The 18765-nt window shown below is 53.7% G+C and carries 14 protein-coding genes; 4 read left to right on the top strand and 10 right to left on the bottom strand.

Annotated features, from left to right (window positions below):
* Positions 1-99 precede the first annotated feature (99 nt).
* Positions 100-1545 carry a hypothetical protein gene (locus LDO54_RS31450; protein ID WP_224015436.1) on the top strand — a complete coding sequence of 482 codons (1446 nt, stop codon included), beginning with the start codon at positions 100-102 and terminating at the stop codon, positions 1543-1545.
* Positions 1546-2187: 642 nt separating this feature from the next.
* Positions 2188-5226 carry a hypothetical protein gene (locus LDO54_RS31455; protein ID WP_224015438.1) on the top strand — a complete coding sequence of 1013 codons (3039 nt, stop codon included), beginning with the start codon at positions 2188-2190 and terminating at the stop codon, positions 5224-5226.
* 799 nt (positions 5227-6025) lie between these two features.
* On the opposite strand, the gene LDO54_RS31460 is transcribed toward LDO54_RS31455, so the two are convergent.
* From LDO54_RS31460 to LDO54_RS31475, 4 genes are all read right to left on the bottom strand, one after another.
* Positions 6026-6409, bottom strand: coding sequence for a hypothetical protein (locus tag LDO54_RS31460; RefSeq protein ID WP_224015440.1), 384 nt, complete (start codon positions 6407-6409; stop codon positions 6026-6028).
* A 913-nt stretch (positions 6410-7322) separates the two neighbouring features.
* Positions 7323-8423 carry a hypothetical protein gene (locus LDO54_RS31465; RefSeq protein WP_224015442.1) on the bottom strand — a complete coding sequence of 367 codons (1101 nt, stop codon included), beginning with the start codon at positions 8421-8423 and terminating at the stop codon, positions 7323-7325.
* Positions 8420-10324 (bottom strand): hypothetical protein, encoded by a 1905-nt coding sequence (locus LDO54_RS31470; RefSeq protein ID WP_224015444.1) that lies wholly within the window; start codon positions 10322-10324, stop codon positions 8420-8422. Before LDO54_RS31470 ends, LDO54_RS31465 begins: the two co-directional genes overlap by 4 nt.
* A complete protein-coding gene (locus tag LDO54_RS31475) occupies positions 10321-11775 on the bottom strand; it encodes a hypothetical protein (protein WP_224015446.1) in 1455 nt (484 codons plus the stop codon). Before LDO54_RS31475 ends, LDO54_RS31470 begins: the two co-directional genes overlap by 4 nt.
* Before the next feature lie 381 nt (positions 11776-12156).
* On the opposite strand from LDO54_RS31475, the gene LDO54_RS31480 reads away from it, so the two are divergent.
* Positions 12157-13011 (top strand): DUF72 domain-containing protein, encoded by an 855-nt coding sequence (locus LDO54_RS31480; RefSeq protein WP_224015448.1) that lies wholly within the window; start codon positions 12157-12159, stop codon positions 13009-13011.
* A gap of 30 nt (positions 13012-13041) precedes the next feature.
* Here LDO54_RS31480 and LDO54_RS31485 read toward each other — a convergent pair whose 3' ends face one another.
* Positions 13042-13683, bottom strand: a complete 642-nt coding sequence (locus tag LDO54_RS31485) for a TetR/AcrR family transcriptional regulator (protein ID WP_224015450.1) — start codon at positions 13681-13683, stop codon at positions 13042-13044.
* A 124-nt stretch (positions 13684-13807) separates the two neighbouring features.
* On the opposite strand from LDO54_RS31485, the gene LDO54_RS31490 reads away from it, so the two are divergent.
* On the top strand, positions 13808-14263 hold the full coding sequence (locus LDO54_RS31490; RefSeq protein ID WP_224015452.1) for a hypothetical protein: 456 nt from the start codon (positions 13808-13810) through the stop codon (positions 14261-14263).
* A gap of 157 nt (positions 14264-14420) precedes the next feature.
* On the opposite strand, the gene LDO54_RS31495 is transcribed toward LDO54_RS31490, so the two are convergent.
* The 5 genes from LDO54_RS31495 to LDO54_RS31515 are packed head-to-tail and all read right to left on the bottom strand — an operon-like array spanning position 14421 to position 18756.
* Complete coding sequence (locus tag LDO54_RS31495; RefSeq protein WP_224015453.1) at positions 14421-15149, bottom strand: immunity 52 family protein; 729 nt, start codon at positions 15147-15149, stop codon at positions 14421-14423.
* Between the two features lie 8 nt (positions 15150-15157).
* The gene (locus tag LDO54_RS31500; RefSeq protein WP_224015455.1) at positions 15158-15802 is read right to left on the bottom strand and encodes a Tox-REase-5 domain-containing protein; all 645 of its coding nucleotides are present in this window, start codon (positions 15800-15802) and stop codon (positions 15158-15160) included.
* A complete protein-coding gene (locus LDO54_RS31505) occupies positions 15802-16149 on the bottom strand; it encodes a hypothetical protein (protein ID WP_224015457.1) in 348 nt (115 codons plus the stop codon). The genes LDO54_RS31500 and LDO54_RS31505 overlap by 1 nt, the downstream gene beginning before the upstream one ends.
* On the bottom strand, positions 16133-16642 hold the full coding sequence (locus LDO54_RS31510) for a DUF4123 domain-containing protein (RefSeq protein WP_224015459.1): 510 nt from the start codon (positions 16640-16642) through the stop codon (positions 16133-16135). Before LDO54_RS31510 ends, LDO54_RS31505 begins: the two co-directional genes overlap by 17 nt.
* Positions 16642-18756, bottom strand: a complete 2115-nt coding sequence (locus LDO54_RS31515; protein WP_224015461.1) for a type VI secretion system Vgr family protein — start codon at positions 18754-18756, stop codon at positions 16642-16644. Before LDO54_RS31515 ends, LDO54_RS31510 begins: the two co-directional genes overlap by 1 nt.
* Between the last annotated feature and the right edge of the window lie 9 nt (positions 18757-18765).

Consider the following 18765-nt stretch of genomic DNA (forward strand, 5'->3'; position numbering starts at 1 on the left):
CCGCTCAGGCAGCGTTTAGCGCGCGGATACAATATGTTCATGACCAGCGTGAAGGGGCTCTAGGGTATAGACCACTATCATTGACACGAATACAACGACATGGACGACGAAAACCCCGATACTCACCAGACGCTCCGTGCAAAATTCATCGGCCTCTGGCGCCGCGCGCAACAGCTCCCCAGCTTGAGTCTACTGAACACAGACACTCTCTCCGCCTGGGCTCGCGAGGCCGGACTCGACGTCCAAGAAGTGACGGAAAAAAAAGTAGGACCTTTCCGCCCGATTCCAGTGGTCACGCTCACCGTCGCAGGCAAGTCAGCATATTTCCCAACGGTATCCGCAACCGACGACCCCGACTGGCTGGCTAGCAAGAAGGCGCACGACCGGGTTGCTGCAATCTGGTCGAAAGCGGAATGGTTCGAACCGCTTTGGGTTCCCCGAGGGCAAATCTGGACTTTGTTGGAAGCTGTCGAGCACCGCTCAAGTGAGGACGTGATTAAGCAGTTCGACTACCACACTTCAACGATTTACACGCTTGCTTTCCAGGCAACGTGCATCGCACAACTTATCTCAAAATCTCGCACTCTTGCTCCCTTCTACCCGATTGTTCGTGAAGCATATCTCGCCTTCTATGCTGGCAATCGTGCCTCCAGCATTGCAGCACTTATGCCCGTCATGGAAGGCGCGCTCAGGCGCATAGCGACGGAAACAGGAAGCCCTTCAATCGCGACTCGTATCGACCGCGCAATCGACCGAGCATGTGACCGGGCGGCCCGCATTCATTTCGACCACAACTGGGTGCCGCCGGAATACACTACTCCGGAATACCTATATGGCCAAGACGAACGAGTCTTTGTCTTCGAGACCTTCCGCCGATGGTTGAAGAATGTGCTCTATCGAAATACAGAAACATATGAAGGTGTGACGTGGCTCAATCGACACATGTTTGCCCACGGCACCTCGACTGATTGGGCAAACGACGGAAACTTCCGGCGCCTCATCGTCGCGCTCGCCACGTTCGGTGTCATCGAATCTTGGCACGACGAAAGCAATGCCGTGTCTCTGTTTCTGCCGGCGATGAACGACGACAGCATTCTCCTTTGGCATCAAGCCCAACTTCAGATGCAGGCCCAACATGTGCTCAGGTTGCTCGAACAGAGGAACTATCAGACCCACGGGCAAATCGTTCCTCCAAGGCCCACAGACGATGGTGTGCTCCTACGCAAAGCACAGCTCATGGACGAATGCATTAAGGATTTGGTTCGACCACTGAGGAATGCTGGTTGGGCAGTCGAAGTCGGCGAGCCAGACGAGCAAGCGCTGCAACTGAAAGTCATCGCCAAGAGTGGCAGTGAAGAGATACAGGTGGGCCTGCTCTTCTTTTGTGCTACCGACAATGCGGTCTACCAGGAACTAGCGAAAAGTTGCAAGGCGATTCTTTACCTTGGACCGCCGCACAAGCAGGAGGAGTTCGCTCGCGGCATCAATGTTCACGTCGGCCCTGTCGCCGGGTGGCAGCCACCGCGTGCGGCCGAGCAATCGTAATCGGCGAATTCACGCGGCTTTGAATCGCTGTGCGACGGGCTGCCTCCCGAGCGCGTCGTCATTCGCGAGCCTGATGCTATGTTATCCAGAAAACGCTCTTGCGTTAAACAGCGGAGCAGCAAATATGCCCATCTCGCACTGGCTAACGCTGTGTTCGAGTGCCGCTACTCATATAAAAAGATGGGCACTCGCAGCCTCACCGGGAAACGCACCGGCCCCATGTCACAGCCTGCGAAAGAAGAAGGGCTTTTCGATGGACTCAGAATTGGCCGCACCGCTCGCCCATATCGAACTCCGGCCGGATTAAAATCTCAAATACCGGCAGTCACTAGAGCGACATAATCAGAATACCAGGGGAAAATCTTGCTTGGAAGGCTTTTGACGTTATTACCCGCATGGGTTACGGGAAGAATCGAGCCTCGGGCCCGGAGACAGGTTCGTTCGTGGACCAAAGGCAACGTTACCTTGAGGACGTTGCGATACGGTTGGCTTCGGCGCATCCTTATCTGGGGTTCCGACCGACCTTTCGTGTCCGCGACTTGCAGTTTTGCAGTTGCTCTTGCCATCGCATACGCAACAAGCATACAGAAGCTTAAGCAACTTTGGCATCTGCCTCCGCCCCCTTTGCGCGAGGGTTTCGACTTGGGCGCATACACTGGTGTGCCATGGAGCGTTCAAGCGACGCTCGTTGCACTTGTCTATCCCATTGTCCTCGCCTTCATAGCATTGATGCTGCAGCGGAAAGCGTACTCAACGGTCGCGTTACGCGCGTACGTACTCGACTCTGCAATCGCTCCTGCAGGTGCAAGTTCCGTTGGCCTGCTTGTACTGATGGGGGCTGAATACTTTGCGACGCCGTACATTACACCGGACGCTGTAGCGCCATGGATGGCCCCTCTGCTAGTGACCAACGGCGTGTGGTTACTCATCAATGTTTCGCTCACTGGCTTCTTTCTGAGCCGAACAATTCGGTACATTCAGGAGGAAGAGCAGCAACACGTCTTTACACGCGTCGCTGTCGATGTGGCTCTCCGGTCCGAGTTAACGTCATCCGTCAAACAACACTTATTCCTCGACGCACCGCAGTCTGAATGGAATTTTCCCAGGTTCAGCCTGAGCAACAATGACGGTCCTCAAGTCGTTATTTATCCGCTTAACTCTGGCGCAGTCGCCGCAACGCGCCGGATAAGAGGAAACGCTATCCTTCAGGATGTTCATCTCCACATCCTTCATTATGTTGCCCACAGATGGAACCGACGTGCTCTCGTGATGACGAGCGGGCATCAAAAAGTGCCACGACTAATTTTTCCAGCAAGAATCGGCCAGACGTACTCGGGCAAAGTAGACCTTTGCCTCATCGAGAACGGCCCGGCTCTCACATTTATCGAAAGGCTGCTCGTCAGAATTGCATTTGACTACCGGAACTCAAGGCCAACAGCGCTATCACTATCCACCAAAAGGATGCTAGAGGAAATCGGTCATGAAGTAACAAGTGTGGCCGAACAAGGCCGGTTCAATGCCGCGCAGGAACATTTGACCACGATGCTTCAGCTTCACAAGAAGTTGTTGCTCGCATGCTCGTCTGATACCAACGGCGAATTAGAAAACATCGCCGTCATTACTGAGACGTCGAACACGTGGAATTCCACTACCTTCGAGCAAAGCTGGTTGTCGCCATATCGCGATATTGCTCGCACCGCCGTAAATTGTCTCGAAGATGACCCTAGTCTTTTTCGAAAGCTGGCTTACGTCCCGGCTAGTCTCGCTAGTGCATTGCCCGCGCGACCCGAAAAGCTTGTAATTGACGCTCAAAACGTCGGCACACACCTGATGTATCAACTCGCGGCATGGTGGACACGCAAGGCGGACGCAAGTTTGCCGCCCGGCTCGATGTTCTCCGGAAAGCTTCCTGCGCCCCTTAGCAAAGTCTATGAAGGAGCAATCGTAGATTTCATCGGCCACTGGGGTCATTTGAGAGTGAAGACTCCGACACCCGAAAAATCAGGTAACGAGGTCGTTTGGCAATCTCTAAAATCCAAGATACTCGTTTACGCCGCACATATTGATAATTGCGCTCGCCTGTTCCTTCAAGCTGTCGCCAGAGGCGACGACACGGGTTCGGAATGGTTACTCGATAACTTCATCAAATGGTGGGGCAATCAGCATCAAGAGTTGAACTTTTCGCACATAAAAGATGACTATCGTGTTCGCCATGCAACTTTGAACTTGGCGACAATGACTTGGCCAGAAGCTCAAGAATTCCTATGGGACGGAAGTGAGCAAATCAACGTGTCGTTCGCTGAGCAAGCCCTAAACCTTGCGCTACGAAGATACTGGGAAGGCATACGGCTATTTCTCATCTTAGCTCTTATCCGAAACGCGGGTGAAACACCGACGACGGAAACTCGAGAGCTTAAATATGCTGCGGCAATCATTCAGGGCACTCCTCAAAGGCGCGGTGCTCGCGTAGATGCTTGGAAGCTAGACTCTGTGGACAGCGCCACCACTTCGCTGCTAAGTCACCTATATGGCGTGAACACAGACCTCGAAAGACTAGACGATTTTTCTGAAAGCCTGGATAGGAACCGCGACCAGCAAATGGTATCGGGCTGGATTTATAGCTGGTCAGGTATGCCGCAATCGCTTGAAACAATGACGCGCGAAGTCGGTATCTTGCTAGCATCACTATCAGCTTCGCGCAATTTATCGATTGCCTCAAGCAAGCGCCAGATAGAACAGTGGTGGAGCGATATCGATAAGCTCGAAAACGTATCTCGCTTTTTGAAAGACCTGCGTCGGGAGGTACTTGGCGCCGCATTTTCTCCCGCAAATAGCGTTATCGCGGCGCTAGAGGGCCATCTGTTGAACGAACATAGGCCACGCGCTGGCCGGGGTCGCGTTGCGCGGGTGGCGCGTCAACTGGTCAAGGTCGCAATCCACGAGCGACGTCTGACGCTACGTGCAACTTCCTTGTCCGAGCACAAGGTGGCCGCACTCAAAGCGCTCCTCGAGGAAACGACCTTCGACACTTCGCACCTTCCAAGGCCCGTCAAGAGGCTTCGTTTCGCACGAGTACCTGACTTCTTAGCGACAATTTATCGATTCGATGACGAAAAGAAACACTACCTAGTGAACGTCGGAGACGCACCAAGCGAGGCTCTTGCGAAAGCTATCGGGGAGAGCATCCGGACGCAGTTGGTCAAAAATGCGTTCGCTGAACTTGCGACACGGTTGAACCTCGAGCCAGCTAACGACCCTAATCTCCCTGCACTACATGATGCATCCGATGTCGAAGCGCGTGATTTTATAGGGAAACTTGCTGGAAAATGCGAGGCGATTCGCGATACCGGACGGACTCCAATCGTTCTTGCGGGCCACGGCGCGCCAAGAAGCTATTTTGACCCATATAGGTGGGGAGACGCTGCGTGGCAGCGGCCGCTACCTGCGCACGTCTCTATACAGCCGACAAAAGGAGGTGATGATGGCTATACGCAAATCAACGGGGTTCCGGTATTCGACTTCGATACTCCCAATGAAGACTGCTACGTCGTGCCGAGCGATTTGCTAAGCACTTTGACCGTTGCTGGCAACGATGGCTCCTCTGCGTTGGCAGTTGAATGGGCAGAGAAGAACGAGTCACAGCTCCGATTCACTGTCAGCGTCCGGGCGGTGTTTTCCTGATTTAAGCAGCGACGGGCCGAGCGGCGTCTGTCGTCGGCCAAATCGCCACTACAGGCCACGCGCCATCGGCGGTCATGCAGCGGCGCGCCCACGCAAGCGGTCGCGAACGTGACTGCCGAGAGCAGGCGTTGCAGGAACGAAGCTTCGCAAGGAATATGAGGACCAATCTGCGGGGTGCAGCATACTCCTGCTATCGTCTCCGATGACAACGGCACGCGATTGTCTCTTGGGGTACCCGGGCCCCGACGCCTAATCGAAACCGGAACCACCGTTGCTCGACTCTGTCATCCCGATGCAGGCAAACAAGGTGTTCGAGACGACGTCTTGGACGTCGGCGCCTCCTTCGCGCAGGGCGAGCGCGATGTTTAGCGGTTGAAATCTAGCTTTAGCTGAACGCTAGTTAGTTCCGGAGCCGCATCCGTGGTATCAGGAAACACACAGGAGTATTCAGTCGGCTTGCAATTTCCGGCGCGCTCACCGTCATACATCGGCGGCTCTGGACAACTGGTGCAGTATTCAGGGCAATCCAAGCAATACGGATACTTTCCCGTGTTTTCATCGACCTGTGGCTCGCCGAACTCGGGAGCCATTTTCCTTCGACGGCTGTCGTTCATACGGATACCCCAGTTCTCGTTCTCTCAGCGTCGGAACGCCTAGTCCACGCTCCGCGCAAAGCTATGGTCTAGGCACCGTGGCGCAACTGCATAGGGAGCGTAGGCGACCGGAACTGAATTTGAAAGGGGACATTGAAACCAGCAATGCGGGCCACTGTGCGACTCTAACAAAGGCATGCATGCTTCTATTGCCGCGGCCGCAATGGCAGTACGTTGCCGCCCTCGAGCGCGGCGAGCTTCTTCTTTAGCTCGTAGTTTTCGAAAAGCAACGATGCTTCCCTCGCGAGAGCCGCATCGAGCTTCTGTTGCAGCTCGGTCTCGCTATCCTTCGCCCGTGCAAGTCTCTCTTTGTCGGGATTTCGTTCCTTCGCCGCTCGCACAGCTGCGGCACGAATTGCAACGATGAGGTCTGCGAATACCGCACGCGATTTCTTTATGCTACCTTTACTCCTGCCCGCCTCAAGCGCAACTGCATCATTGGATATTTTGCTACCGTTTGGTACGCGAATACATCTTCCCTTCACAAGACGCTCTAACGCTTCATAGTACTCGCCTAGGGTATCGCTCATCGCATACCCTTTGCTATCTGCTTACGCCCCCTTTCGCGCGCTGCCCGGAGAACCTCGAGGTCAGCCATTTCGGTTCTATACTCCACCGAATTCGGGGAAAGCTTCTTAACGAAGTTCTCTTGAGCGGAGATGACTCGTTCAAGTTTTGGAAGGCTGCAAACGAGGTGCCTGCAATCCTCTTTCAGGCATCCAAAATTCAAAAGTCGGATAGCTGGTTGGTAGCATTCGCCTACTCGAGTGCATCCACCTACAAGCGTCTCGGTATACGAAATTTGACCCAATCGGAACATCGTCATTGTTTCTTCGCGCTCGTCGGCAACTTCCACCTCGCTTGACGATACCCGATGTCGCATCCATGCGACGTGCCCCCCGAAAAGCGGTTCGTCTAATTTCCGCAATTTTAGATAGCTGAGTCCGGAAGACTCAGCACGCGTCTCCTGCCATTCGACTCCAAAATGGTCCCTGACATCGCCAATGAAATTCCGTGCGAACATCGAACCTCGGGCGTAATAACGCGACATCTCCTCCGTTAGATGTTGCAACTGCATCTTTAAGGACTGTAACGATACCAAGCCAGACCTTTGCGCATATAAAGCCAAAGAGCGACGAAACTGATGTGTCGTCAGATGCCACATCTTTCCTACAACGAAGTCCTCCTCCGAACGCCACGCCCGATGTGGGTCAACCTCCTCCAACTCTCGGATATCTTCGTCCTCTAATATAGGAGAGATTCTTTCCAGCAACTGCGGGAACCGATAGAGTTGGCCTAATCCAGGAGAGTAAGCCTCTCTTGAGGGCCTACGAGCGCCACCGCCGAAACCAAAATATCCGCTTGAGATGAAAAGCGGAAAATCGTACTGCCCCCTTCCCGATAATTCTGGAGATACCTCCAACAGAACATATATCGTTTCGGCTATTTTTTTGCGAGAGTGATTGCACGATAACCTGATTCATTCGTAACCCATTTAGCTTTTTTTGATTCGCCGCCACTGAATTTTGTGGTGCGTCCGTTTATGATGTAATGGATTCCACCTCGAACCTGAATTTTTTCGATGCAGTTATAATGCAATAAATTAACTTCACCTATCCGAATTCCAGAAAAAGCTTGAATTACCATCCTCAGGACCATCTGAGCTTCACCAAGCATGGCAGACAGACTTCCGACAGACAGACACCTATAACGTCGCCGGAAAACATCAAATGTCGACGCAGTTAATAACCCCTTCAAATCCTCTTCCTGTGGCTTTTGCTCACTCATTTTCCGACTGATTTTGTATTGATGAGCCGGACTTCTCCCAAGGGCTGGATTTTTCGCGCATTCTAATGCGACACGCAAAATTTCGTCACCTATCACATCCCACTCGACCATCTCACGAATTAGTGAAACTAAAACCAAAGAATACACCCTTGTAGGCATCGGTGGATGTTGATTATTTTTCTCTCTCCACTTTTTTATAGCCAATCTCAAAAAAGCAGTATCTTTATAGCCAACAACAGAAAACCCCAGCCATCCTGTCCGGCAACATCTTATATTTCTTAATAATCCACCCAAAAATTGAAGTGCCCATCCTGGGCACATCGAATTAACAAATTTCCGCAGCAATCTCGCATTCGAAAAAACGTCGCTCAACGAAGCCTCAATTCTATCTGCGAACCCAGCAATTAATTGTAGAACTGAATTCATAGTTGCAAGGGTAGATATTTTCATAGGTCGCCCCTTGCGCATATAGATAAATGCAAAAACCAAAAATCTCACTTCTCTGCTTAATTTTAATTGATTTTCAGTTGGATTGTCTCCATCCCATAATTTGAAATAAAAATTCAACGCCCTATTCTCTAGGCTGTATATAGAAAAATCCCAAACGATGTCACCAAATCTTGAAGCCGCCTTTCCATCACGTCCCCTCGACATAACAAAATCATCGTCCGGACGAGAGTCATTTTGAAGATTGCAAATTACTTGAAAATCCGCACCAATCTCGAAGTCAATATTTGGGTAAAGTTTATTTTTCAATTGACAATCCCCAATTCAATCAACATTTCCAGTTTAGCCAGCCAATAATCATCCAACTCGCCGCCCTCTTCCACCTCACGAGTCACTTTATCGACCATTTCCGCGTCACGCCTTCGTATTTCTTGAATAAAGAAATCGATTCTCTTAAAAATTGGTTCGATAATGAACTGATTTTCTTCCTCGCCACCAATTAAATGACGTGTTTTCTCTAGGCAGAATCGACAACTTATAATTTTTCTAGTGTCTCGTTCGTCTGCATGAGCTTTATAATTTTCGCAAAAAAAGCAACCCTCGCTCCTGGTGCAATCTGGGGCAACTGGAGGCGCATCAAAGAGATTTACCGGATTCCCCATTGATTTGCACGCGCCTACAGCGTTGGGCGTCTCAGTCGGCCCTAGAGTGCCAGCCGGAAGAATCGCATCTTCGACACCTTTGAGAAAGGCTCCAAATTCCTCACATCGAATGTCTTCCGACACAGATGCATAAGATTTTTTAACTGTATCTTCGGTATTTTGAAGCGCGTCTGCCGCCGCAGCGGTATCGTAATTTCTCAAAAACCAATCGCCTTTCTTGGCCCGCCATTGCCGGGACGATACAGTAGGCAGCCCTGGGTCAATGCGCTTCAACGTGTCATAAATAGCGCGCAGGACCCCATCGTAAATCTTAACGGGCGCTCCTTTGCTCGACGGCCCTAGACCGAAGAATAAATACCCCCACTTTCTTCCATTGAGTAAATACCTCCTTACTTCTAAGAAAATTTTGAAATCCGGCATGAAGAAAGCCGGAATTATGATAGATACCCTCTTACCCTTCGCACGCCATTTTATCTCCCTAAAACCCTGCCCCTTCGGTGATATTGAGTACTCATTTGACCAACGCAACTCCCTTAGCTGCTCCCAATTTGAGCCACTCCGTGACAAAAGCAGCAGGAGAAAGAAGTTCATACAAAGGCTAGCGAAAATCAATCGCCAAACATTTCTACTTTCCGAGTTTACTTTACGCAACTGATACTCTGCTTTTTTTATTGCAGATTCCGCGGCCTGACAATTGTAGTAAAGATTAGTTGCAAGCATTTCCTCTATAGTTGACACTCTCCCCTCGGAATAGTTATATTGCCAATTAGGCCGACTACGTGCCGCTCGAGACTCCATCATCGATGGCGATATAAAATAAAGGTTAGTCGGAAAAATCCAGAGCTGATTTTTTTCGCAACCTATGTACTCAGGCATAGGTAATGCGTGAGGAAATGGCAAATCATTGATAACCAATTTTGCCAATCCATCGAAAATGGTGCCGCATAAAGCGAGGACCCGGGCAATCGTTTCGTCAGTAGGAACCTCTGTCGAATTGTGCAAATCTCTATTTGCACTGACCAAGTGAAAATCCTCTCGCTGTCCTTCGAGGCCAAGAAAGCTGGATAAAATATTAAACACCGAATTCTGAATTTGAGAAACTGTATTTTGCGATATCTTGTTTTTTAATTCTTTTTCTCGCAACCAATTATTGTACGATACAAAAGATAATTTCGCGGAATCTCTATCATAAATTGCTGATACAAATCCCGCACCATCCGACCACGCTATAAATTTAACGAAATTCCAATAACGACCAAAGGATGTCGTATGCCTTACGAACCCACCATTTATTTCATTCGAAATCTGAAGAATTAGGCGTTCAACCGCTTCAATGCGTTCTCGAGATATGGAACTTGCATCGACCAAACTGCCGCCTCCGACCGCCCGTCGTCCTCCGGCTCGATTCGAATAGCACAGCGCGCCTACATCAAGTGTCTTTCCGTGCGGAAACCGAAGGATAATTTGTTCAGGGTTAGCTAATTCACCATCTCCAGCAAGAGGCAAATCTAAAACCCTTGTATCTCGTACGCTAAAGCGGTCGCTCATAGCGCACCACGCATTACGCTCTCGGCTAAAGTTTTCAAATGTTTCGCATGATGTTCCTCTGCCTGTCTGGCCTGCTCGAGTCGCCGACGATAATGCAGATAGCGCTCGGTCACTAGCGACGACTCATGGCCCATTCTTACCATTACGTACTCGCGTGCTTCACTGAGAGTAATCCTTCCGCTTTCAACCAGCGCGAGCTGAGCATCAGTTAGATTCATCCCAAATGAGGCCCTAGTATTATGAAATTTATACCAGAAGGTCGAACAATATAAATTTCTTATGTAGGGAATTACGCGGTCATCCTTGAAGGTACGCACCCCCTGGCCATTCTTCGAGTGTCGAAGCCGGTTGCTTTCAAAAAATGAATGCTTTTTCTCTCGATTGGAGTACATCGGCGCTCCACGAACACTCAAGAACAGTGGGTATTCTTCGACTGGCAGATTGTTGCCGTAATCCGCATAACGATTGCGCCGCTTTTCCGCTCGTTCGCTAATCGCATAGATTTTTAGCATTTTCTGAAACCACGCAGGGACGTGCAAAACCATTTTTTTATCGAACTTCGTGTCAACCCCCGTTCCGGGTCCAATCGGAACGCGCAGTTCGCGGTCATCCGCACCTTTAAAATCGAGTAAGGCGTGCTTCACCTGGTATGTCAAAATCGTTTGAATTCTAGCTCCCGTCAACAGTCCCATCAAATGTATTAAGGACATCTCGGTATTTCGAAGAGCTATCAAAGCTTCAACCAACCATTTTTGCTCTTCAATGCTCATTGGTCGAAGCTTCTCCCCATCGTCGATAGTCTCATCGAACGCACTTCGGCTCTCTGACATCGAAATCGAAACATCGGTTTTTTTGCGCTTATTTATAAAAACAAGTCCTTTCGCGTTAATGCTTTCTATATAAACATCGCTTTCGACCCAAGGAGGATTATCGGGAGTAAAAACCTTCTCGTCCTCAATAATCAACCGATAGAATCCAACAACGCTTCCCATTCTTCTTCTAGCGGTACTGATTGAAATTTCACCGGCTTCAACGAGCTTCTTTAGTCGCCCATTAAACCGGTAGGTCGGTCTATTTGGCTTGAACTTCGGAAACGTCATCCAATCGAGCTGTCCGTCCGTTTCGTCGAGAAAGTGCCTGTACGCCGCCAAGTCGGCCGCTGTGTTCCAATGATTCGCCAAGTCCTTTTCCCCGGACTCGACGACTTTATGCAGCGTATATACAAGTGCTTCCGCCCAAGGCACGCCGTCTTTCGCTAGCGCAATGGGAAAGAGGTTATAGCGGTATTGGTGTTCTGGTGCCGTTATCACATCACCATCCGGGTCCCGTGCAGGGCGGATGTAGTACGTCACTCCGTTGGGGAGGTCAATTCGTTCCGCCTCGGGGTCGCCGGCATCGGTCACCTCGGTCACAACAAATCGGGGCAGCATAACTCTGTGTGCGGTGCGCATAATGTCTCCACGCTGCATCGAACGGTCTCGATAGTGGCAATGACAGATACTTGACGCAAAAAACGGTGCCCTCGGCAATATTCTTTTATTTTTGCTACGACCCTCTTACTTTCTGCATAAATGCCAAGGGTCCAATATCGTTTGCACTTCTACGCTGCGTAAATCTGATTGAACGCTGAAGAAACCTAGTCCATTTCTTTTGTACTTGCAAATCTTGTCTTCACACGACGTACTTGTGAGTACCAGAAAATATCGGACTATGCCTAAAACGCTCCGAAAATCTGCCATGCCATTCACGCCGCGGCGGGCGCGCCAAACTGCCGCGCCCAGCGCCTGAAAACGGACCCTCACCAGCGAACACGAACGAACACGGACGAATCGATGACACGCTCCACCGCCGCCGCCCGCCCCAACACGCGCAAGCCAGCGGGACGCATTCGCGTCGGCATCGGCGGCTGGATCTACGCGCCGTGGCGCGGCGCCTTCTATCCCGACGGACTCGCCCAGCGCCTCGAACTCGATTACGCGAGCCGCCGCCTCAGCTCGCTCGAAATCAACTCGACGTATTACGGCGCGCAGCGTCCGACGAGCTTCGCGCGCTGGCGAGACGAGACGCCCGACGACTTCGTGTTCGCGCTAAAAGGCCCGCGCTTCGCGATGAACCGGCGCGTGCTCGCCGAAGCTGGTGCGTCGATCGAGCGTTTTCTCACGGGCGGCGTGCTCGAACTCGGCGACAAGCTCGGGCCGATCAACTGGCAACTGATGCCCAGTAAGCGCTTCGAACCCGACGACTACGCGCGCTTTCTCGACCTGCTCCCCGACGAAGTCGACGGCCGCACGCTGCGGCACGCGCTCGAAGTGCGGCACGAGAGTTTTTGCACGCCGGAATTCGTCGCGCTGGCCCGCAGCCGTCACGCGGCCATCGTGATGTCGGGCGACTCCGAGTATCCGCAGATCGCCGACGCGAGCGCGCCCTTCGTCTACGCGCGCATCATGGGCACGGACGAGCGGCATCCGCTTGGCTATTCGAGCGCCGATCTCGACCGCTGGGTCGATCGCGCGATTGCCTGGTCGCACGGCGAGACGCCTGATGATCTGGATACCTACGCAAAACCGCTCAAGGCGAAAACAGGCCGCGACGTGTTTCTCTATGTGATCAGCGGCCACAAGACGCACAACCCGGCCGCCGCGATGGCGCTCATCGAGCGCTTGCGCGAGCGCGGCGCGAACGCCTGAAATCGGCGACGCTCAAGCCACTCAAGCCACTCAAGCCGCGCACGCCGATCGCAGCAGATACCCCACCACCGCGTGCGTGGCGCGCATCTCCAGCGCGGCGGCGTCGGTTTCTCCGCGCGCGCCCGCAGCGTCGACCATGCCGCGCACGATCGCGTAGACATCGTGCGCAGCGGTCTCGACGTCCGGCAGACGCGGTGCATCGGCGAGACCGAACGCGTGCAAAAGCGTCGCGTGCAGGCGCTCGCTCACGCGCTGATCGCGTTCGCCGAGCGGCAAGCGCGCTTCCTCGAAGTCGAGCACGCGCGCGAGCACGGGCCGCCGCATCTGATGCTCGACCGAGGCGCGGATCACTTCGCGCAACGCCGCTTCGCAGCTGCTCGCCGCGCCCGCGTGTTCGAGCACCACGAGCAATGGCGCGCTCTCGCGGTCGATCAATGCGGCCGTGAGCGCGTCGCGGTTCGGAAAGTATTGATAGAGCGAGCCGACGCTCACGCCCGCGCGTTCGGCGATGGCGTTGGTCGTATAGCCGTCGGGGCCGCGCGTTTCGAGAATACGTGCGGCCGCTTCGAGTATCGCGTCGACGGTTGCGGCCGAGCGGCGCTGTTTGGGCTGCTTACGGGCGTCAAGCGGAGTTGGGCGGCGACGTGCGCCGCCGCGTGGCGTCGTGGTCATGATTCGGGGGCGAGAGTTAAAACTGAGCAAAACTGAGCGATTGCTCGCATTTTAACTGGGCGCAACTCTCGATCGCCGTCCGCGTCTTGCACTTAAAAGACGGCGGAGGATCACTCCGCCAAGAATGAACGGGAAGCCCCATATAGTCAACGACTTCCGGTGCTTCGTTGTTTCGACCCACAAAATGACCCGCGTTGAGAGCGCTGATACCGCTATGGCGCACGTCCGATGCGCGGCTCGCACAGTCGAGGGTTGTCCGCACATCTTTCCTGATGTGCGTTACATCTGCCTTGTTTGCAAGGATCGTGCGATATGCGCAATCGGCAAACACTGTACGCCACGCGACATTGCCGAACGGGCGCTCGCGCATACCGTCGCGAACAAGGTTAAGGCTGCCGATCACCACAGTGATTTGATTGAACAGCGTCGCCCGATGCTGGAGACATGGGCGGCATCTATCTGCGGAAAGGCGGATGGATTCAAGTCCCTGCTACCCTGCCACCTCGACGCGCACCGGCAAGGCGCGTTATTCGATCACTCCGATACAGTGCAGGAACCGGCGCGCTTGACGCTCGAATAACAAAAGCCCGCCGAAGCGGCGGCAAAACTCTCACAAGCCATGCAAGAATTTCGCCGGCCTTCTGTGCCGGTTCAGAGTACGTTGACTGTCTGGTAACAATGGCAATGCTGTTATCACTCATGTAAAGCTGTCTTTACTAATTTGAGGCACGACGGAATCACAGGTCAACGTATCGCGGCAACAGATCCTGATCGGCTAGGCGGATCTCGATATCGTTTGCGACTTTGACGTGTGCCCGGTTGTTCACGTCGAACACTTCATCCGTCACGCTGACAATGATCGTGCCTTGCTGCTGGCAGTCTCGCATGACCGGAATCAGGGCGCGCGCTTCGGGCACCTGGGCCGACGTGAGTGCGTGCGGCAGATAGAGCATCCAGCTTACGCCGGGACGGTCCGCGAATACCTGCTTTTCGAAGTATGGCCGAGGTCCGAAGATAACGTAGGGACAATCAAACTCTATCGCAACTTTGGAAACTACGTTTGCCGACGATACATACGATCCCGCGCGAGATGCACCTTTCCGCCTCTCACTGACACTCAATTCAAATTGATTTGCGATACTTCCGCAATCAATTATTATATTAATGGTCGATGCATTTCCGCGACCAGAAATTCCATTCCAGATGTCAATGCTTTTCGGTTGACCTGATTCATGTCGGCTTCGGTGATTCAGTTCCTCGATTGCGGCAGCACGCGGTTCAGCCCCTTCGAAAACAGGAACTCCCAACCTATCATCTTCACCGTCACCGCTCAAATACCAAGGGCCGCCGAGAGTCTTGTCGGACACCGAAAGCTCTGAGAGAATTGGATAAACGCGACGAAGCTGATACAGAAAATCACCTTCACGCACAGATGTGCTATCTCTGAACGATGCTTGCAGGTACATACTATTCCTTATCCAGTGCAAATCGACGGGACGCCAGCCTTCGTGAGGGTAGGCGACATAAGTTTTTGAAAACGTGGAGTTTCAAAATACCACATCAATCTACTTGGTGGATTCTTCCTTACCACATCGGCCTGATGAATAATCTGTTTTTTTGTGGAACTAAATCCATCAAAATCGTAGATTGACTCGCCATCTTCATCGAAAAATTTATCCAAAAGTTGATCGTAATTTCCCTTCGCTTCTTGCAATAAGCACTGTGCTTTGACGAAACCATCAAAGGTTACGGGCTTAGGCTCTCCAGCAGGCTGCCACGCCCACTCCATATTCCAGCCTTGATTCGTTTCTCGGCCTTTCCCATCCGTTGTTATCCCATACTCAAATCCGGTAATGCGCGCCTGATAACGCCGCGGCTCAGGGTTCATACTATGATTCTTTTGCACCTTCGAGCCTTTGTCCGGCGGACACTTGCACGGCCTGTCGCGCTCACGGCTCCGGTCGCGTGGAAGGCTGTCCAGACCACCGTCTGAGCCCGTGCCAGCGCCCGCGCCACCGACGGAGCCCGTAGCCGGAACCGGCGAAGGCAGCGGCACCGGCATGGTCTGGAGAAGCGAGTTGGCTGCGGCAGCCAGCGTACCCGGAAACGGAATACCCATCAGTGAGCCTCCTTTTGTTCCTGTTGTTTTTTGCGCGTGACCTGCAACAGCATTTCGAAACGCTGTTCGCCTGGCGCGCCCGGTTTGTCCAGCCATGCGGCAATGGCTGGAAGCAGGTAAAAGCCGGGCGTGGTGGCTTCCAGAAAAAGGAAATCCACGGTCGGCCCGTCGTGGGTGAATCCAAGCTCTTTCGTTCGCGCATAGGCCTCGTTCAGCCGGTCACCCAACTTCCGGTCATCGGCAAGCCAGGGATAGTCACGCACGATATCCTCGCGCACAGCCGCCACATAGTTGCGATCCTCATGCTCCCTCAGGATGGCCCATTGCTGTTCAGTTAGACGGTTCATGGTCGGTGATGTAGCGCCGTTGTCCTTCGTAGAGGTATTGCCATTCGAATGCGGTCCTGAAAAGCTCGCGGTCGTCCGCGGTCTGATACGCGTCGTTCAGCGCATGGATGACCCTGGGGTCCCAGAAGCGCAGCAGGGCAGCACGCCCGTTCGGTAGTCGGGTGTTCAGATGTGGGCGCAACCTTGCTGCCTGTTCCTCGACATCACGCCAGACAATCAACCAGATCACACCAGGGCGGACCTGTTCGAGTTTGCCGAGGTCCGCAACGTGATCGCCTGAGTTCTCAGGGTCGATCAGCCACGGCCCCGCGTATGCGAGCGCGGCCTCCTTTGTGCCCGCGAACAGCGATACCGCGATGCCGTCGCGCGGTTCCAGCGTCCGGCCTGTGTGCTGCTGATACTGGAGACCATCCACAAGCGCCAGCGCGCGCAGCGGGCCGTTATAGCGCTGAGCATGGCGGTGAAGGTGTTCTGCAACCGGGAGCGGGATCATTAGCGCTCCAGGATCATCGCGCCGTTTGCGGCGGCGTGAATCAGACATTCCAGACAGATATCGCCTGGCAGCCCCGCATTGGGCTGGCCGTGGAAACTGAACACGTTGCCTTTGCCCGCACCGCCTGCCTGAAACGGTCCCTTGAACTTGATGGCAACGCCTTCGATGGTGACGCCACTGTCATCCACCGTGATGGAGCCGCCCGGCCCACGTAACACCGCACGTTCGCCTGCCTTCAGTTCGAAGTGCTGCGTCTGCTCCTGGATGCTCTGGCCCGCCGTAAGCCTGTCGTGCCCCTGCACCGTCGCCTCGACATGCCCGCCCACGTCGATGATGTGATTAGCCGTGGTCTGGTCCTTGCGATGATTGCCAACGGTCTCGACGCGGTCCTTGCCAACGTTGCTCGAATGGTTGCGCTCAACCATGAGGAACGCATCCTGGCCGATACTGTGCGTGCGATTGTGACCAATGCTCACCTGCTCGTCATTGCCCACGCTCTCTGCTCGGTCGTGGCCGATATCAATCGTTTCGTCATGCTCGACATTTTCCCGACGGTCGTTGCCAATGAACGTGCTTTCGTCGTGATTGACGTGGATGTTCTGGTCTTTTTGCGCGTGGACGTATATTTCCTCCTGTCCGGCCTCGTCCTCGAAACGCAACTCGTTATATCCGTCGCCCTTGTGCGTCTGGCTTTTGATCGTCATGCGCGTCTTATGGCGCGGCAGTTCGTAGGGCGACAGGTTCAGCGCGTCGTATACGCGGCCGATGATGATGGGCTGATCCGGGTCCCCATCCAGATACGAAACGATCACTTCCTGACCGATGCGCGGTATCGCCATATGCCCCCAGGTCGCGCCTGCCCAGTTCTGCGCTACGCGCATCCAACAGGTGCTGTGCTCGTCGTTCCTGCCCCTGCGGTCCCAGGCAAACTGCACAACGACACGGCCATCCTGGTCACAGTAAATTTCCTCACCAGCGGGGCCGGTGACGAATGCGGTCTGCGGGCCTTCAATGACTGGTTTGGGCAGAAGAGGCGCTTTCCATTCCACATCGTCGGGAATGATTTCGGCGGTGTAGCGGTAGTCCGTGCCCTGCTGCGCGTCGGCGCTTTCGTCTCCCTGGCTGGTGTACTGCACGCCATGATGGCGGACGCGCACAGGCCGCCAACTACGGTTCCATTCCTCGCGCGGGTGGCCTTCGAGTTTGAAGGCCATGCCGGGAATCAGGCGTGCGTCGTCGCCCTCGACAGTGGCAGCCTGCGCGTCGTTACGCAGCGCCAACAGCCGCGTCTGGTTGAACGGCTTCCCGGCGGCATCCTGCTTTGATCTCGACGGGTAGTGGAATCTTTCGTAGGCGCGGCCCTGCCAGTCGAAGCGCGTTGCTTCGCTGCTGTGCTCCTGCGAATAACGTGGAAGTTTGTAGGTGTAGTCACGGGACACGCTGCGGCTGGTTCTCACATTCTCCGCATAATGGAAGTCCCAGAGGCACGGTTCGGGCTGGTCGCCGCCCGGTGCCGGGTTGTAGAGGACCGGCTCACCGTCGATGGCACCATGCACGATCATGCGGTCACCGTGGATAAGACGATGTCCCCTGGCGGAAAACTCATACGCCGTATAAATGCCTTCCTCAGCCGCCACGCGATTTATAAAATGCCCAGTGGTTTCACCGGGCTGCACGCAGTACTCGCGGACAAGGTGCTCGCCGTACATGCACTGCTCGTAATCGGTAATCCCCAGTTCCTTGATGTGGGTCGCCAGAATCTGCGGAATCGACACCTGCTGGTGGATACGCCAGTCGCTGCACAACTCAGCGCGTTGGAGCATCGGCTCGATCACGACGCGGTAGCGCGTGTGCCGGAAGCCGGTCGCGCCCTGCTCGAAGAGGCTGACAAGCCCGTTCACATACCGCACCGGCGTTTCGCCGCGCCAGATAGTCAGCGTTGCAGACTGGTCCACGACTTTGCCGAAATCGATGGCGGGATTTTCGCTGGAGAGTTCAACGGTGAGTTTGAATGACTCGGAAAGTCCTTCAATAAGCTCAAATGCCACAACTTCAAAAGGCACGCGGGTGGTGCACATTTCCAGGGTAAAACGTAAATCGCTCTGTCTGGGCATAGGCGTTTC

Origin of the sequence: Paraburkholderia tropica, from assembly GCF_914484835.1 — a bacterium.
GTDB lineage: Bacteria > Pseudomonadota > Gammaproteobacteria > Burkholderiales > Burkholderiaceae > Paraburkholderia > Paraburkholderia tropica_A.